Genomic DNA, 18,540 nt, shown 5'->3' with positions numbered 1-18,540 from the left:
CGGCGGAGCAGGCGTGTTCGGCGGCCCGCCGTGCCTTGCCGGGATCGGCGTGATGTCTGTGAGTCATCAAGATGACTCACAGACATCACGCTCAACGGAGTATCCGGCCCCGCGCCGTCCGCTCGCGTCGCCCGCTCGACCCTCCGGCCACGGCTGCTCCCTGGCGCTCACCATTCGTACGGGCACTGATCCGGCCGTAGACCGGCGGGCTGTCGATTACTCGACCGCATTGTGGCTATCGCGAAAATCCACCGCGCAAGGATTGTCACGCCGAAAAATCAGCCGGATGAAGTCGTGTTAGGTGAAAATCCGCTGCCGCGCCAGAGGGATGATCGGATGAAGTTCGACGTCCGTCGTCCGAGCCCCGAGTCGACCCTTTGGTCCGACTCTCATCGATGATCTTTCTCAACGGCCATCGAACTCTATGCTCCTTCCATTGTGAAGTCCTGGGGGGGATCATGATCACTGTCATCTATCGCCGTGTGTCTGTCCGTTGTGGATGCCCGCGCGCGTTCTGAGATGAAGACCTCGACACTGGTCCACCACTTCGTCGACGTCGCCGCCACCCGTTCCGATCAGCCTGCCGTGCTCGGCGACACCGGCCCGCTCGACTACGCCACCCTCGCCGGCCTGGCCGGTGGGCACGTCGACCTGCTGACCGCAGCGGGCGTCCAGCCCGGCGACCGGATAGGCCTGCTGACCGCACACGGGGCCGCCACCATCGCCGCCATCCTCGGCACGCTCGCCACCGGCGCCACCTACGTGCCGCTCGACCCCGGCTTGCCCGAGCAGCGGCTGCGCCAACTGCTCGACGGCGCAGACGCCACCGCCCTGCTCTGCGGGGGCGAGCACACCGAGTTGGCCCGACGGCTCGCCGCCGACCGGCCGAGCCTGCGGATCGTCCCGGCCATCGACGTGCGACCCGCGCCGCTGCGACCGGTGCGGGTGGACCCGGACGCGCTCGCGTACGTGCTGTTCACCTCCGGGTCCACCGGGCGCCCCAAGGCCGTCGGGCAGAGCCACCGCAACCTCGCGCACGTGGTGAACAACCAGATCGCCACCCTCGACCTGCGGCCGGGCGACCGGCTCAGCCTGCTCGCCTCGTTCAGCTTCGACGCGTCCATCCCCGACCTGTACCCGGCGCTGCTCACCGGCGCCGCCGTCGTCCCGGTCGACCTGCGACGGCACGGCCTGGCGTACGCCGTCGAGCACCTGGCCCGCCACGGTGTCACCGTCTACCACTCCACCCCTACCGTCTACCGGTACCTGCTGGACACCCCGGGCGTCGAACGGCTCGACCGGGTCCGGGTGGTGCTGCTCGGCGGCGAGCAGGCCACCTACGCTGACGCCGCCCGGTCCCGAGGTCGCTTCGCCCCGGGCTGCGTCCTGGTCAACGGCTACGGGGCCACCGAGATGACCTTCGCGGCCCGATACGCGCTGCCGCTTGCCGACGTCGAACCGGCAGCCACGGGCCCGCTGCCGATCGGGACGGCTCTACCCGGGTACGCGCTGCGACTGGCACCGGACGGCGAGATCGTGGTCCGCAGCCAACACCTCGCGCCGGGCTACCTCGGTCAGGCCAGCGACACCTTCGGCCGCGACCCCGACGGCGTGCGGACCTACCGCACCGGTGACCTGGGTGAGCTGCTGCCCACCGGCGATCTGCGCTGCCTCGGCCGGCTCGACCGGCAGGTCAAGCTGCGGGGGTTCCGGGTCGAGCTGACCGAGATCGAGGCGGTGCTCGCCGCCGCGCCGGGCGTCGCGGAGGTGCGCGCCATCGCCCGCGACGGTGACGTGCTGGCCTACGTCCGGTCGGCCGGGCCGCCGGTGGACCCGGCCGCGCTCCGGGCCACCCTGGCCCGGCACCTGCCCGAGTACGCGTTGCCCCGCGCCGTCGTGCCGGTCGCCGAGTTCCCGCTGACCGTCAGCGGGAAGGTCGACGAGCGGGCCCTTCCCGACCCTGCCCGAGCCGGGTCGGTGGGGGACCAGCCGGCTACCCCGACCGAGCGGATCGTGCACGACATCTGGTGCGCCGTGCTCGGACGGGAGGCCGTCGGCCGCTCCGACAGCTTCTTCGACATCGGCGGGCAGTCCCTGCTGCTCGGTCAGGTGCAGCAGCGGCTGGCCGAACGGTTCGGCGTCCGGCCGCCGCTGCTCCGGCTCTTCGAGCATCCGACGGTCGCCGCCCAGGCTCGGCTGGTCGACCCACCGGCACCGGCCGTCGCGCCGGCACCGGCCGTCGCGCCGGCACCGGCCGTCGGACCCGTACCGGCCGTCGTGGCCTTGGCCGCCGTGCCACCCATGCCCGCTGGCCCGTCCGCCGCAACCGTCGGCGTACGCGAGTACACCGGCGACGAGATCGCCGTGATCGGTCTGGCCGGCCGATTCCCCGGCGCGGCGGACGCGGCCACGTTCTGGTGGAACCTGTGCGCCGGCGTGGACGCCATCCACGACCACAGTGACGAGGAGTTGGCGGCGCTGGGGGTCGGCCCCGGACTTCGCGCCGACCCCCGGCACGTCAAGGCCACCGGCCGGCTCGACGGGGTCGCCGACTTCGACGCCGAGTTCTTCGCCTTCGGCGACCAGGAAGCCGCCCGCACCGACCCTCAGCACCGACTGTTCCTGGAGACCGCGTGGGAGGCGCTGGAAGATGCCGGTCACGACCCGGCCCGGTTCCCCGGCCCGGTCGGCGTGTACGCCGCCACCTCCGTCAACCGCTACTTCCTGTTCCACCTCATGGACAACCCGGCCGTGGTCGGCGACGTCGACCCGGACGACTGGGAGGCCCGGCTGGTCGGTCGGCAGCTCGCCGACCACCTTCCCGGGCAGGTCGCTTACCGGCTGGGGCTGACCGGGCCGGCGGTGGCGGTGCAGAGCGCCTGCTCCAGCTCGCTGGTCGCCGTATGTCTCGCCGCGCAGAGCCTCGCCGACTACCAGTGCGACATTGCCCTGGCCGGCGGAGTGAGCGTGATGTGGCCCCGACACCGGCACATCCCGGGTGGTCTGGCCTCACCGGACGGCCGCTGCCGGGCCTTCGACGAGGCCGCCCAGGGCGCGGGCTTCGGCTCCGGAGCCGGAGTGGTGGCGCTGCGCCGCCTCGCCGACGCGCAGGCCGACGGTGACCGGGTCCTCGCGATCCTGCCCGGCTGGGCGGTCACCAACGACGGCGCCGACCGGGCCGGCTTCGCCGTCCCCGGCCCGGCCGGGCAGGCCGCCGCGGTGGCCGGCGCGCTCGCCGCCGCCGAGGTCACCCCGGGCGAGGTCCGCTTCATCGAGGCGCACGGCAGCGGCACCCCGCTCGGCGACGCGATCGAGGTGGCCGCGCTGCACGAGGTGTACGAGGGCACCGCGCCCGCCGAGACCTGCGCGCTCGGCTCGGTGAAGACCAACATCGGCCACCTCGACGCCGCGGCCGGCATCGCCGGTCTGATCAAGGCGGTGCTCGCCGTGCAGCACGGCGTCATCCCGCCGAACCTGCACTTCACCCGGCCGCACCCGGAGATCGACCTGGCCAACGGCCCGTTCTACGTGCCGACGAAGGTACGGGAGTGGCCGAACGCGCCGCGTCGGGTCGCCGGGGTCAGCTCGTTCGGGCTGGGCGGCACCAACGCACACGTCGTGGTGGAACAGCCGCCCCCGGCGGAACCGCCCGACGCGGGGCCGACCGGGGTGCAGGTGCTGCCGGTCTCGGCGCGTACCCCGGTGGCTCTTCGGGCGGCGTTGACCCGGCTGCGGCGGCACCTGGCCGGCTCCGCGCCTGCCCTCGCCGAGGTCGCCGCGACGCTGGCGCTGGGCCGGCGCGAGTTCGGCTGCCGGGCCGCCGTGGTCGCCACCGACGCGGCCGGCGCGGTCACCGCGCTGGACGAGCTGCTGAGCACCGACGCTCGGGTCGCCGGCCCGGCCGGCGCGCTCCGCGAGCTGGCCGCCAGTTGGGTGGCCGGCCAACACCTGGACTGGACGGCCCTGCACCCGGCCGACGCCATCCGACGCACCTCGCTGCCCACCTACCCCTTCCAGCGGCGGCGGTACTGGATCGACCCCCCTCAGAAAGGCGAGCGGTGACCTGGTTCCTCTCCGCTGGCAGCCGCGATCCGGCGCCGGTGCAACTGTTCTGCCTGCCCTACGCCGGCGCCGGCGCCAGCGCGTTCCGCCACTTCCCGGGCCGTTTCGCGCCGGACGTCGAGGTGCTGCCCGTGCAGCTACCCGGCCGGGAGAACCGGATCAGTGAGGCCCCCCGCTTCCGGGTGGCCGACGTGGCCACCGCCATCGCCGAGCGGGCCGACGGTCCGTACGCGATCTACGGCCACTCGATGGGCGGCCGGCTCGGCTTCGAGGTGATCCGCGAGCTGCGCCGACGCGGGTGTCCGCTGCCGCTGCGGCTCTACGTGGGTGGCGCCCGCGCCCCACACATCAACGCGCCCAGCGTCTTCGACGGGCTGTCGCAGGTGGACGATGAGGAGCTGCTGCGCCGGCTGCGGGTCGGCGGCGGGTTGCCCGGCGAGGTGCTGGGGCACCCCGAGCTGGTCGAGCTGCTGCTGCCGCTGCTGCGCGCCGACTTCGAGCGGGTGGACGGCTACCGGTACGGACCCGAGGAGCCGCTGCCGGTGCCGATCGTGGTGTTCAGCGGGCGTCACGACGGGGCGGTCAGCCGGGAGCAGAGCGACGCCTGGCGGGAGCACACCTGCGCCGGCTTCACCCTGCACGAGCTGGACGGCGGGCACTTCTTCCTGCACGACGCGCTGCCCGGGCTGGCCGCGGCGATCCGCGCCGACCTGCGCGCCGCGCTCGAACGGGAGACCGCTCGCTCCCCGACGCCGGGCGGGCCGGCGCGCGCCGCGGCGGACGGGCACCGGGTGCCGCTGGGCGACACCGGCTGGTCGGTGTGGCGCGACGCCATCCTGCGCAGCACTGGCTTCCCCGCCGAGGGCTTGACCATGCTCGCCGCCCCGCAGGCCGCCGCCGCGGCCGACGAGCTGCTCGCCAGCGGCACCGGTGCCGACCTGTTCGACAAGGAGTTCGCCGCGGCGATCACCGCCGCCGGCCGAGGGCTGAGCGAGCTGGCCGCCGACCCGCTGCTGCGCGAGGCGGTCACCTGGCAGAATCGGAGTGCGCTGGTCGCCCTCGACGGCCTGGCCCGGGGCGGCCCCGATGCCGCCCGCAACGTGCGACGCCGGGAACGGGAACGCACCCTGCTCAAGTACTGGCAGCGGTACTGCGGCAAGAACGAGACGGTCGGCTTCTTCGGGCCGAGCTGCTGGGTCACCATCGACCCCGAGCTGCCGGTGGCGGCGCGGGTGCGCCCCGGCGCCGCGCTGACCCGCAGCCGTTGGGTGTGGTTCGAGTCCTGGGCGCTGGCCGCGTACGCCGAGCGGATCGGTCAGGACCCGGCGGTGCGCCGTTGGTGGGCGCCCCGGCTCGCCCCGCACCTGTGCCTCGTCGGCCGGGAGGTGCGTCGGCCGGGCCGGCCCCCCGTCCCGCTGTCCCCGGTGGAGGCGGCCCTGCTCACCGCCGCCGACGGCCACCGCACCGCGCGCGACGTGGTGACCGACCCGAGCATCGGGCTGCGCCGACCGGAGGACGGGTACGCGCTGCTGGACCGGCTGGTGCAGCGCGAGCTGGTCACCTGGGACGCCGAACTGCCGGTCAGTCCGGCCGCCGAGGAGGTGCTGCGGCAGCGGATCGCCGCCGTCGGCGACGCCCCGGCCCGGGCCGCCGCCCAGGCCGGCTTCGACCGGCTCTGCGCCGCCCGGGACGCGGTCGTCGCGGTGGCCGGAGACCCGGACCGACTGCGGGTGGCGCTCGACGCGCTCGACGCGACGTTCACGGACCTGACCGGGCAGGCCGCACAACGCCGGGCCGGACAGATGTACGCCGGCCGGACCCTCTGTTACGAGGACACCAGCCGGGACCTGGACGTGGTCTTCGGAGCGCCGCTGCTGGACTCCGTCGCCGCGCCGCTGGCCATGCTGCTGAGGGCCGCCCGCTGGCTGGCCGTCGCGCTCGAGGACGCGTACGGGGCGGTGTTCCGGGAGCTGTACGAGGAGCTGCGCGCCGAGGCCGGCGACGCCCCGGTCGCCCTGTCCGACCTGTGGTTCCTGGTCCAGGGGCTGTTCTGGGGCACCGGGGAGCGCCCGGTGGACGCGGTCGCCGCTCAGTTCGCCGCCCGCTGGGCGGAGCTGTTCGAGCTGGATCAGCAGCCTCCCGGCACCACCGAGGTGCGTCTCGACGTGGCGAACCTGGCCGCCCGGGTCGACGAGGCCTTCCCGGCCGTGCGGACGGACTGGTCCAACGCCCGGCTGCACAGCCCGGACCTGCAGATCTGCGCGGCCGACGCGGCCGCGCTGGCCCGGGGCGACTACACAGTGGTGCTCGGCGAGCTGCACGCCGCCTGGCCGTCGTTCGACTGTCAGGTGTTCACCCCGTCGCACCCGGACGTGGAGCGGCTGCGCGACGCGCTGGCCGCCGACCTCGGTCCGCACCGGATCCGGCTGCTCTTCCCCACCGACTGGCCGCGGCGCACGAGCCGGGTCGCGGAGGCGCTGATCGGCCCGACCGACCGGCAGTTGGCCTTCGCGCCGGCGCCCAACGCCGACCCGGACCGGGTGCTGCCCACCGTGGCGCTGACCGTGCACGACGAGGCGGGTCGGCTGGTGGTCGCCGCCGCCGACGGACAGCGTTGGTCGCTGACCGAGGTCTGCGCCGGGCTGCTCAGCACACACGCGGTCGACGGCTTCAAACTGGTCGCCGCCGCGCCGTACACCCCGCGGATCACCCTCGACCGGCTGGTGGTGGCCCGGCAGACCTGGCGGACCACGGTCGGCGCGTGCGGCCTGGGCGCGGTGACCGCGGAGCGGGCCCGCTTCCTGGCCGTGCGGGACTGGCGGCGCCGGTTGGGCCTGCCGGAGCAGGTGTACGTCAAGCTCGGCACCGAGACCAAGCCCTGCTTCGTCGATCTGAGCAGTCCCGCCTTCGCCACGATGTTCTGCGCAATGGTGCGGGCGGCCGGCCGGGACGGCGGCGACGCCACGACGCTGGTGGTCAGCGAGATGCTGCCCACCCCGCAGGACGCCTGGGTGCCCGACGCGGCGGGCCGGCGCTACTTCAGCGAACTACGACTGCACATCGTGGACACCGACAAGCCGGAGCTGATTCGATGAAGCACTTGTTGCCCCTCGGCACGACGGGCTGGTCGGTCTGGCGCGACGTGGTGCTGCGTACCGCCGGCTTCCCGGCCGACGGCCTGGCCGCTTTCGCCGCCCCGGAGGCCGCCGCCGCCGCGGACGCGCTGCTGGCCTGCGATGACAGCGCCGACCTGTTCGACAAGGCGTTCGCCGAGGCCCTGGCCGGGGCCTCGGTGACCGCCGGCGAGATCGCCGCCGATCCGCTGCTGCGCGAGGCGGTCACCTGGCAGAACCCGGCCATGTTGACCGCCCTGGACGGGTTGCTGCGTACCGACCCGTCGGTGCGCAACCACTGGCGGCGCCGGCGCGAACTGAGCCTGCTGCGCTACTGGCAGCGCTACTGCGGGAAGGCCGAGACGATCGGCTTCTTCGGCCCGGTCTGCTGGGGCGTCCTCGACCCCGCTGAGGAGTCGACCCGGCTGCGCCCGGGGCCGGGGCTGCTGTCGGGCCGGCTGGTGCGCTTCGAGGCGTGGGCGTTGATCGCGTACGCCGATCGGCTCGCCGACGACCTGGACGTGCGTCGCTGGTGGGCGCCAGCGCTGGCGCCGCACCTGACGGTGGAGGGCCGGCGGCTGCACCGGCCGCTGCACCCCCCGGTGGAGGTGTCCACGCTGGAGGCCCGGCTGCTGGCCGGGTGCGACGGGCGTACGCCGGCCCTGCGGCTGGTCGAGGGGATCCTTGCCGACGGCGACGCCGGCATGCGCTCCGCCGCCGACGCGTACCTGCTGCTCGACCGACTGGTCGAGCGTGGCCTGCTGACCTGGGACGCCGGTCTGCCGATCAGCCCCCGGGCCGAGCAGGTGCTGCGGGAGCGGCTGGACGCGATCGGCGCGGCCGACCTGCGCGCCGAGGTGATCGACGGCTTCGACCGGCTCTGTGCGCGCCGCGACGACGTCGCCGCGGCGGCTGGCGACCCGGACCGGTTGGGCGCCGCGCTGGAGGCGCTGAACGCGGAGTTCACCGAGGTCACCGGTCGGCCCGCCACCCGGCAGGCCGGTCAGATGTACGTCGGCCGGACGGTGGTGTACGAGGAGACCGCCCGGGATCTCAGCGTGACCGTCGGTGCGGGGGTGCTCGATGCCCTCGCCGCGCCGCTGGCCGTGCTGCTCCAGGCCGCGCGGTGGCTGACCGCGGAGATCGGCGCCGCCTGCGAACGGCTCCTCGGCGAGCTGTACGAGGAGTTGCGCGCCGACGGCCCGGTGCGGCTGGCCGACGTCTGGTCCCTGGCCCAGGGGCTGCTGCTCGCCCCGGAGGGGCCACTGGCTGCCGCCGGAGCCGGCTTCACCGCCCGCTGGGCGGAGTTGTTCGACCTGGCCGCGCTGCCGCCGGGGCAGTCGGAGCTGCGGCTCAGCGCCGCGGAGCTGACCGAGCGGGCCCACCGGGTGTTCCCGGCGACCGCGCCGGGTTGGCCGTCCGGCCGGATCCACAGCCCGGACGTGCAGATCAGCGCCGTCGACCTGGACGCGTTGAACCGGGGTGAGTTCCTGCTGGTGCTGGGCGAGCTGCACCCGGCTCACGTGCCCTTCGACAGCGCGGTCTTCGTGCCGTTCCACCCGGACCCGGTGGCGCTGCGCGCCGGGCTGGACGCCGACCTCGGCCCGGCCCGGGTCCGGGTGCTCTACCCCGAGGGCTTCCCGAGGGTGACCACCCGCACCACGTACGGGCTGAACAGCGCGGCCGACCGGCAGCTCGGCATCGACACCGCCCGCGGCGGTGAGATCGACCGGTTGGTCCCCGCCACCGAGGTGCGGGTGGTGCCGGCGGGTGACCGGCTGGAGGCGGTGCTGCCCGACGGCAGCCGCTGGCCGCTGGTGGAGGTCTTCGCCAACCTGCTCGGGTCGTTGCTGTTGGACAGCTTCAAGTTGCTCGACCCGGCGCCGCACACGCCCCGGATCACCATCGACCGCCTGGTGGTTGCCCGGCGGACGTGGCGGACCACGGTGGGGGACAGCGGTCTGGCCGGGGTGAAGGGGGAGGCCGGCCGGTTCCTCGCGGTGCGCCGGTGGCGGGCCCGGCTCGGCCTGCCGGAGCGGGTGTTCGTGAAGCTCGGCACCGAGGTCAAGCCCTGCTATGTAGACCTGACCGGCCCGCTCTACGCCCAGTCGCTGTGCGCGATGGTCGACGCCGCCGCCCGTACCGGGCCGGACGTCGCGATCGTGGTCACCGAGTTGCTGCCGACGCCCGACGACAGCTGGGTGACCGACGCGGAGGGCCGCGGGTACGTCAACGAGCTCCGCCTGCAGGTCACCGATCCGAGCAGCTACCCCGGGGGGAACGGGTGACCGACATCCTGTCCGTCAGCGCCGTGCGGGGCGAGTCGCTGCCCTGGCCGGACGCGACGCTCGCCGAGCTGGTCGTGGCGCAGGCCGCCCGCACCCCGGACGCGGTGGCCGTGCGCCAGTGGGACACGCGGCTCAGCTATGCCGAGCTGCTGTCCCGGGCCGCCGGGGTGGCCGCCACGCTGCGTGCCCGGGGGGTCGGTCGGCAGACCCGGGTGGGTGTGTGCGGCACCCGTCGACCCGACTTGGTGGCCACCGTGCTCGGTGTGCTGCTGGCTGGCGGTTGTTACGTGCCGCTGGAGCCGGGCGGCCCGCGTCGGCGGTTGCATGCGATCGCCGCCGACGCGGGCCTGTCCCTGGTGGTGGGCGACGCCGCGGAGGCCGAGTTCGGCGCCGCGCCCGGTGTCGAGGCGATCGGCCTGCCCGGTCCGGCTTCCCTCGCGCCGTGCCCGGCCCGCCCCGGCGATCCGGCGTACGTGCTGTTCACCTCCGGCTCTACCGGCCGACCCAAGGGTGTGCTCACCACCCACCGCAACGTGGTCGAGTTCGTCAGCGGCGTGGTCGCGCTCAGCGGCGCGGACGCCGGCGTGCGCAGCCTGGGCATCGCCTCACTGGGCTTCGACGCGGCGACCATGGACCTGTTCGTCCCGCTGCTGCTCGGTGGCACGGTGCAGCTGCTCGGCGCCGAGGACCGCGCCGACCCGGTGCGCCTGGCCCGGTTCATCGTCGCGCACGAGGTGAACTGGGGCTTCATCACGCCCACCGTGCTGGCCATGCTCGACCCGGAGGAGGTGCCCGACTGGCGCACGGTGCTGTGCGGTGGCGAGGCCGTCCCGGCCGCGTTGGCCGCGCGCTGGGCGCCCGGCCGGCGCTTCCTCAACGGGTACGGGCCGACGGAGACCACGGTGCTGGCGGTCAGCGGCCCGTTGAGCGCCACCGAGACCGACCCGGTGCCGATCGGCCGGCCGCTGCCCAACCATCGCGCGTACGTGGTGGACGCCGCGCTGGACCCGATGCCGGTGGGGGAGACCGGTGAGCTGCTGATCGGCGGGCCCGGGCTGGCCGACGGATACCTGGGCCAGCCCGCGCTGACCGCCGAGCGTTTCGTCCCGGACGCGTTCTCCGGCCTGCCCGGTGAGCGCCTGTACCGCACCGGTGACCTGGTCCGCCACGACCCGGACGGGCGGATCGTCTACCTCGGCCGGGCCGACCGGCAGGTCAAGATCCGGGGGCAGCGGATCGAGCTGGGTGAGGTCGAGGCGGTGCTGGCCGACCTGCCCGGCGTCGCCTCGGTGGCCGTTGAGGCGGTGGCCGGGCCGGCCGGCACCGAGCTGGTCGCGTTCCTCACCCCGACGGACGCGCCCGACGACGCGCGGCTGCGCGCGTACGCCGGCAGTCGGCTGACCGCCGCGATGCTGCCGGCCCGGGTGCTGCGCCGCGCCGCGCTGCCGGTGAGCCCGACCAGCGGCAAGCTGGACCGGCCGGCGTTGCGGGCGCTGGCCGTCACCGCCCTCACCACCCCACCGGCCGAGCCGGGCGGCACGCCCGTCGACGCGGCGGTGCCCTCCGACCTGACCGACGACCCGGTCGCGGCGGCGGTGGCCGGGATCTGGACCCGGCTGCTGGGCACGCCGCCGGGTCCGGACACCGACTTCCTCGCCGCCGGTGGTAACTCCATCGCGGCGATGCGGCTGGTGGCCGCCCTGCGCGACGAGCTGGGCCGGCAGGTGGACACCCGGGAGGTGTTCGCGCTGCGCGGCTTCGGCCGGTTGGTCGAGCAGGTCGCCGTCGCGCCGAGCGCCGGCGACGAGTTGAGCACCGGCAACCCGCCGACGCTCTCCCCGCCGCAGCGCCGGCTCTGGTTCGTCGACCAGCTCGCGCCGTCCAGCGCGCCGTACAACATCGCGGTGGCGCACCGGTTGCGCGGGCCGCTGGACACGGCCGCGCTCGGCGCCGCGCTGCGGGCCGTGGCCGTCCGGCACGACGTGCTGCGGTGGCGCATCCCGCAGACCGGCGGCGTGCCGTACGCGGTCTGCGCGGAGCCCACCGACGTGGCGGTGCCGGTGGTCGACCTGACCGACAGCATCGACCGGGAGGCGGAGCTGGCCCGGATGCTCGCCGCCGGCGCCGCGCACCCGTTCGACCTGGCCACCGGGCCGCCCTGGCAGGTGACCGTCTACCGGCTCGGGCCGGACCAGCACGTGCTGGCGGTCACCTGGCACCACGCGGTCTTCGACGGCTGGTCCGAGCGGGTCTGCTACGACGACTTGGCCACCGGGTACGGCCGGGCGGTGGCCGGCCAGCCGCCCGCGCTGCCGGAGCTGTGCGCCCGCTACGCCGACTACGCGGTGTGGCGGGACGCGCGGGACCGGCGTCGGGGCGAGGCCGATCTGGCCTGGTGGGCCGGGCACCTGAGTGGCGCGCCGACCGTCCTGGAGTTGCCCCGCGACCGGCCCCGGCCGGCAGTGCAGACCTACGCGGGCGCGGAGGCGTCCGTCCGGTTGTCGGCGCCGGCCGACCACGCCGTGCGGGAGCTGGCCGAGCGGCGCGGCACGACGGTCGCCGCGGTGCTGCTCGCCGCCTTCGGTGAGCTGATCGCCCGGCTCACCGGCGGCGACGACCACGTGCTCGGGGCGATCGTCGCCGACCGGCGGCTGGCCGCCTTCGACGACGTGGTCGGCTTCTTCATCGACACCGTGCCGGTCCGGGTACGGACCGCCGGCGCGAGCTTCGCCGAGCTGGTCGACCGGTGCGCCGGCGAGCTGCACGAGGCCACGGCGCACCCCGGCGCGCCACTGGAACGCATCGTCGAGGCACTGGGCGTCGGCCGGGACACCGCCCGGGCGCCGCTGGTGCAGGTGCTGTTCAACGTGCTCAACTTCGCCCCGCCCCGACTGGACCTGAGCGGGCTGAGCGCCGAGCCGGTGGCCGTGCCCAAGCCCGGCTCGCCGTTCGACATCACCGTCTACGTGGTGGAGCGCGACGGCCGGGCCGGGGTCGAGGTGGTCTACAACCCCGACCTGTTCGACGCCACCCGGATCGAGGACCTGCTCGCCGACCTGGCGGACCTGGTGGACGCGCTGGCTGCCACGCCGCACGCGCCGGCCCGTGCGGTGGCCGGGGACCTGCCCCGGCCCACCGTGCGGGTGCCGCAGCTCGGCGCCATGACGGTCGCCGGTGCGGAGGCCGCCGGCCCGCCGCCCGGTCTGCTGCCCGCCGGACCGGACGGGCTCACCGAGACCGAGGAGCTGATCGCCGGAATCTGGCAGGAGGTCCTCGAGCGGGACCGGGTCGGCGTCACCGACAACTTCTTCGACATCGGCGGCCACTCGCTGGCGCTCGCCGCCGTGCACGCCCGGCTGATCGCCGCCACCGGCCGCTCGATCCGGATGCTCGACCTGTTCCGCCACCCCACCGTCCGGGCCCTCGCCGCCAGCCTGGACGGCGCCGCCGACCGGCCGGAGCTGGCCCGGGCCGCGATGCGGGCCGCCGCCCGCCGTGGCCGTACCCGCCGTATCCCTCCCCGCCGCCCTGGCGGCACCGCGTGACGAAGGACAGCCTGATGAGCAACCCGACCACACGGCCCAACGACGCCACCGACCTGGCGGCCGAGGGCATCGAACCGATCGCGATCGTCGGCCTCGCCGCGCGCCTACCCGGCGCCGCCGACGTGCACGAGTTCTGGCGCAACCTGGTCGACGGGGTCGAGTCGGTCACCGAGCTCACCCGCGAGGAGCAGTTGGCCCGGGGCGCGACGGTCAACGAGGTCGACGATCCGGGCTGGGTCAATCGCGTCCCGCTGGTCGACGGGTACGACGAGTTCGACGCCGGGCTGTTCGGGATGACCCGCCGGGAGGCCGAGCTGACCGACCCACAGCACCGGCTGTTCCTGGAGACCTGCCACACCGCGCTGGAGGACGCCGGATACGACCCGTCGCGCTACGACGGCGCGGTCGGCGTGTACGCGGGCACCGGCGGCAACACGTACCTGCAGCGCAACGTGCTGCGTAACCAGCGGGCCGGCGGCAACCCGCACACCGTGGTGTCCATCGCCACCGGCAACTCGCCGAACTACGTGGCCACCAACGTGTCGTACCGGCTGGACCTGCGTGGGCCCAGCATGACCGTGCACACCGCCTGCTCGACCTCGTTGGTCGCCTTCCACCTGGCCTGCGAGGCGCTGCGCAACGGCGAGTGCGACATGGCCCTGGCCGGCGCGGCGAACATCGAGCTGCCGCATGTCGGCTACCTGGGGATGGAGGGCTTCACCTCGCCTGACGGCCGGTGCCGCCCGTTCGACGCCGACGCGAACGGCACGGTGTGGGGCAGCGGAGTCGGGGTGACCCTGCTCAAGCGGCTCTCCGACGCCATCGCCGACGGCGACACCGTACGCGCCGTGGTGCTCGGCAACGCGATCAACAACGATGGCGCCGGCAAGGTCGGCTTCACCGCGCCGAGCGTCGACGGGCAGATGGCGGTGGTCGCCCAGGCCGTGGCGATGGCCGACGTCGACCCGCGCACCATCACCTACGTCGAGGCACACGGCACCGGCACGGCGATGGGCGACCCGATCGAGGTGGCCGCGCTCTCCGCTGTCTACACGAAGGACACCGACGAGCGGGGCTGGTGCGGCATCGGCTCGGTGAAGTCGAACATCGGGCACCTCAGCCAGCCGTCGGGCATCGTCAGCGTGATCAAGACGGTGCTGGCCATGGAGCACGGTCTGATTCCACCGACGATCAACTTCGAGACGCCGAACCCGGCGGTCGAGTTCGCCGACACCCCGTTCTTCGTGACGAACACGCTGACCAAGTGGGACGCCGACGGCGGGCCGCGTCGGGCGGGGGTCAGCTCGTTCGGCATCGGCGGCACCAACGCGCACGTGGTGCTGGAGGAGGCGCCGGCGGCGTACCGGGGCGACCGGCGGGTGCGCCCGGCGCACCTGCTCCAGGTCTCCGCGGCCACCCCCACCGCCCTGGACGCGGCGGTGCGGCGCCTCGCCGATCACCTGGACGGCGCGGCCGACGCCGGGCCGGAATACCTCGCCGACATCGCGCACACCCTGCGCGTCGGCCGCCGGCAGTACGCGCACCGCCGCGCCGTGGTCGCCACCGACCTGCCCGCCGCGGTCGCTGCCCTGCGCTCTCCCAAGCGCGGCCCCCGCGCACCGCAACCATTGACCGACAGTCCAGCCCGGGCACAGGTAGCTTTCCTGTTCAGCGGTCAGGGAGCCCAGTACGCCGGCATGGGCGCGCAGCTCTACGCCGAGCAGCCCAGCTTCGCGGCCGCCGTTGACGAGTGCGCCGAGCTGCTCCGCCCCGAACTCGGCCTGGACCTGCGTGACCTGATCCTCGGCCGCGACCCGGCGGCGGGGGAGCGCCTCGTCGAGACCCGCTACACCCAGCCGGCCCTGTTCACCGTCGAGTACGCCCTGGCCGTCCTCTGGCAGGCCGCCGGGGCGCGGCCGGCCGCGATGATCGGCCACTCCATCGGCGAGTACGTCGCCGCCACCATCGCCGGCGTGCTGAGCCTGCCCGACGCGCTGCGGGTGGTCGCCGGCCGGGGCCGGCTCATGCAGTCGGTGCCGACCGGGTCGATGCTGGCGGTGGCGCTGGACGAGTCGGTGGTCGCCGCGCAACTGCCCGCGGAGCTGGCGGTCGCCACCGTCAACGGCCCGGGCACCTGCGTGGTGGCCGGCCCGACCGCGGCGGTCGAGGCGTTCGCCGCCACGCTGGACGGCAAGAGCAAGATGCTGCGCACCTCGCACGCCTTCCACTCGCCGATGATGGACCCGATCCTGGCCGAGTTCACGGCGCTGATGGGCACGGTCACGCTGCGCCCGCCGACGCTGCCGTTCCTGTCCAACGTCACCGGCACCTGGATCACCGCCGAGCAGGCCACCGACCCGGCGTACTGGGCGGCGCACCTGCGGCAGCCGGTCCGGTTCGGCGACTGCGTCGCCACCCTGCTCGCGGCGGGCACCTGGCAGCTGCTCGAGTGCGGCCCCGGCCGGCAGTTGGCCAGCCTGGCCCGGATGCAGGTGGCCAGGGCCGCACCGGAGCAGCGCCCGCTCGCCCCGCTGAGCAGCCTGCCCGGGCCGGGCGACGGCACCGGCGACCTGGCCACCCTGCTCGGCGCCGCTGGCGCGCTCTGGTCCGCCGCCGTGCCCGTGCGCTTCGACGACGACCCGGCGGCCCGGCGGGTGCCGCTGCCCACGTACCCCTTCGAGCGCCGCCGCTTCTGGATCGACCCGGATCCGGAGCAGCCGGTCGTGACCGCCCCGGTCGAGGTGGGTCCGCGACCGCTGCCGCAGTGGTTCGCGGTGCCGGTCTGGCAGCAGGCCGCGCCGCTGCCGGCGGCCGAGCCGCTGGGCCGCTGCCTGGTGCTGACCGCCGGCCCGCGCGGTGACGCGCTGGTCGCCGGCCTGCGGGCCGCCGGCGCCGACCCGATCGTGGTACGCCCCGGCGGCTCCTTCGCCGGGACCGACAACGGCTACCACCTGCGCCCCGGTGTGCGCGCCGACTACGACGACCTGGTCGCGGCGCTCACCGCCGACGCGGTGCCGGCCCGGTTCGTGCACGCGTTCACGCTGGACGGCCCGCCGGCCGGCACCGACATCGCGGCGGTCTGGGCCGCGCAGGAGCGGGGCTTCTTCAGCGCCCTGCACCTGGTGCAGGCACTCGCTGGCGCCGGCCTGACCACCGAGAACGACGGCCTCGCCCTGGACCTGGTGACCGCCGGGGTCGGCGACGTCCGCGGCGACGACCTGCGTCACCCGGAGCACGCCACCCTGGCCGGGCTGGTCCGGGTGCTGCCGGCCGAGCTGCCCGGGCTGGCCGTGCGGCTGGTCGACGGGGACCCGGCCGAGGACGACGTCGCCGCCGTGGTCGCCGAGCTGCGCCGCCTCCGGGACCCGGAGCGGGCCGAGGTGGCGCTGCGGGGGCGGCGTCGCTGGCTGCCCGGCTTCGAGCAGGTGACGGTGGACTCCGAGGCGGAGGCGGGAGCCCTGCGTGACGGTGGCCGGTACGTGATCACCGGTGGCCTCGGCGGCATCGGCATCACCCTGGCCGAGGACTTCGCCACCCGGGCCCGGGCCAGGCTGGTGCTGCTGGCCCGCTCCGGGCTGCCGGAGCGTGAGCGGTGGGACGACCACCTCGCGGTGTACGGCGACGACCGGGCCGGCCGGGCCATCGCGGCGATCCGTCGGATGGAGGTCGCGGGCGCCGAGGTGCTGGTGCTCGCCGCCGACGTCACCGACCCGGCCGACCTGCGCCGGGTCCGCGACGCCGCGCAGGCCGCGTACGGCGGCATCGACGGCATCGTGCACGCGGCCGGCCTGCCCGGCGGGGGAATGGCCGAGGTGAAGGAGCGGGCCGAGGCCGAGCGGGTGCTCGCCCCGAAGCTCGCCGGCACGCTCGCCCTCGCCCAGGTCTTCGGTGACCTGCCACTGGACTTCGTGGTGCTGTGCTCGTCGATCACCGCCGTGGTCGGCGGCTTCGGACAGGTCGACTACTGCGCCGCGAACGCGTTCCTCGACGCGCACGCGCGCTCGGGCGCAGGCTGGCGGGCACCGGTGCTGTCGCAGAACTGGGGCGGCTGGGCCGAGGTCGGCATGGCCGTGGAGACCGCCGTGCCGGCCGGCTTCCGGGCGGCCGGCCGGGACACCGTCACCGCGGCGGTCGACCACCCGGTGCTCACCACGAAGGTCACCGGGCCAGACGGCACAGTGCTGCACGGGCTGGTCTCCGCGGCCACCCACTGGCTGCTCGACGAGCACCGGATCGGGGGTGTGCCGGTGGTGCCGGGCACCGCCCACCTGGAGTCGGTCCGGGCCGCGGTGGCCGCCGCGCTGCCCGCGCCCGGTCCGGCCGCGGCGGTGGAGCTGCGCGACGTGGTTTTCCTCGAGCCGTTCGCGGTGCCCGAAGGCACCGTCGCCCAGTACCGGGTGGAGCTGACCGGCACCGACGAGGGCGGCACCGAGTTCGCGGTGCGGAGCCTCGCAGGCGGCCGGCTGCGGACCCACGTGCGGGGCGGCGCGGGCTGGACCGACGAGCCGGCACCGGCACCGCAACCGGCCACGGTCGTGGGTCGCCGGGTGGACGACGACGCGTCGTTCGGGCGGGGCCGGACCAGCATGCTGACGTTCGGGCCGCGCTGGGCCGCGCTGCGGGAGCACCACCTGGCCGACGGCGAGGAACTGGCGGTCGTCGAGGCGCCCGCCTCGGCGGCCGACGACCTGCCCGTCTGGGGCCTGCACCCGGCACTGCTGGACGTGGCGACCGCGTTCGGCCGGGGCCAGGGCAGTGGCACCTACCTGCCACTGTCCTACGGCCGGATCGTGGTGCGCGGTTCGCTGCCGGCCCGGTTCACCAGCCGGTTGCGGCACCGCGCCGGCGGCACCGACGAGGTGGTCGCCGCGGACCTGTCGCTGCGCGACCCGGACGGCCGGGAGCTGGTCGAGATCAGCGACTTCGTGCTGCGCAGGGTGGACCAGGGCGCCGTCACAGGTGGCCTGAGCGGGCCCGCCGGCGACGACGTCGGGGCGGTGCCGGCCCCGTCCACCGAGGACATCCGGCCGGTGGACGGCGCGGAGGCGTTCCGCCGTAGCCTCACCGCCGGTCTCGGCGCCCAGGTGGTGATCGCCACCCGGACGGTGGAGGACATTCGGCACCGTGCCGGCCGGGTCACCTCCGGCAACCTGGCCGGCGACGAGGCGGCCACCGGGCCGGCCGCGACCGGGGCGTCGGCCGGCACCGCCGGGCAGGGCACCGAGTTGGAACTGGCCATCGCCCGGGTCTGGCAGGACCGGCTCGGGGTGCCCGAGGTGGGCGTCGACGACGACTTCTTCGCCCTGGGCGGCAACTCCCTGGTCGCGGTCCAGCTGATCGCAGCGATGCGCACGGCGACCGGGGTGCGCCTGCCGATGCGCAGCCTCTTCGAGACCCCCACCGTGGCCGGTCTGGCAGCCCGGATCGAGGAACTGCGCGTCGCCGCGGCCGACACCGACGAGCCGGTCACCCCGGCACCGATCCCCGCCATTCCGCGACTGCCCCGCGCGTGACGAGAAACCAGGAGTGGAG

5 protein-coding genes are annotated in these 18,540 nt (G+C 75.0%); all 5 read left to right on the top strand.

Translation table 11 applies throughout. The features are described from left to right. Positions 1-519 precede the first annotated feature (519 nt). Genes OH804_RS14385 through OH804_RS14365 form a run of 5 tightly spaced genes read left to right on the top strand, consistent with a single transcriptional unit; the run spans position 520 to position 18,521 of the window. Positions 520-4,062 (top strand): beta-ketoacyl synthase N-terminal-like domain-containing protein, encoded by a 3,543-nt coding sequence (locus OH804_RS14385; protein WP_406065688.1) that lies wholly within the window; start codon positions 520-522, stop codon positions 4,060-4,062. Beyond that, entirely contained in the window at positions 4,059-7,157 is a 3,099-nt protein-coding gene (locus OH804_RS14380) for a thioesterase domain-containing protein (protein WP_406065686.1), read from the top strand. The genes OH804_RS14385 and OH804_RS14380 overlap by 4 nt, the downstream gene beginning before the upstream one ends. Continuing rightward, on the top strand, positions 7,154-9,463 hold the full coding sequence (locus tag OH804_RS14375; protein ID WP_406065683.1) for a lantibiotic dehydratase: 2,310 nt from the start codon (positions 7,154-7,156) through the stop codon (positions 9,461-9,463). The genes OH804_RS14380 and OH804_RS14375 overlap by 4 nt, the downstream gene beginning before the upstream one ends. Next, positions 9,460-13,008: an amino acid adenylation domain-containing protein gene (locus tag OH804_RS14370; RefSeq protein ID WP_406065681.1), complete on the top strand. Its 3,549-nt coding sequence runs from the start codon at positions 9,460-9,462 to the stop codon at positions 13,006-13,008. The genes OH804_RS14375 and OH804_RS14370 overlap by 4 nt, the downstream gene beginning before the upstream one ends. Before the next feature lie 14 nt (positions 13,009-13,022). After that, positions 13,023-18,521 carry an SDR family NAD(P)-dependent oxidoreductase gene (locus tag OH804_RS14365; RefSeq protein WP_406065679.1) on the top strand — a complete coding sequence of 1,833 codons (5,499 nt, stop codon included), beginning with the start codon at positions 13,023-13,025 and terminating at the stop codon, positions 18,519-18,521. Positions 18,522-18,540 lie beyond the last annotated feature (19 nt).

The sequence above is a fragment of the Micromonospora sp. NBC_00860 genome (assembly GCF_045207375.1).
GTDB classification, from domain to species: domain Bacteria; phylum Actinomycetota; class Actinomycetes; order Mycobacteriales; family Micromonosporaceae; genus Micromonospora; species Micromonospora vinacea.
Note: the sequence above shows the minus strand (reverse complement) of the source record. Positions and strands in the feature narration are given on the sequence as shown.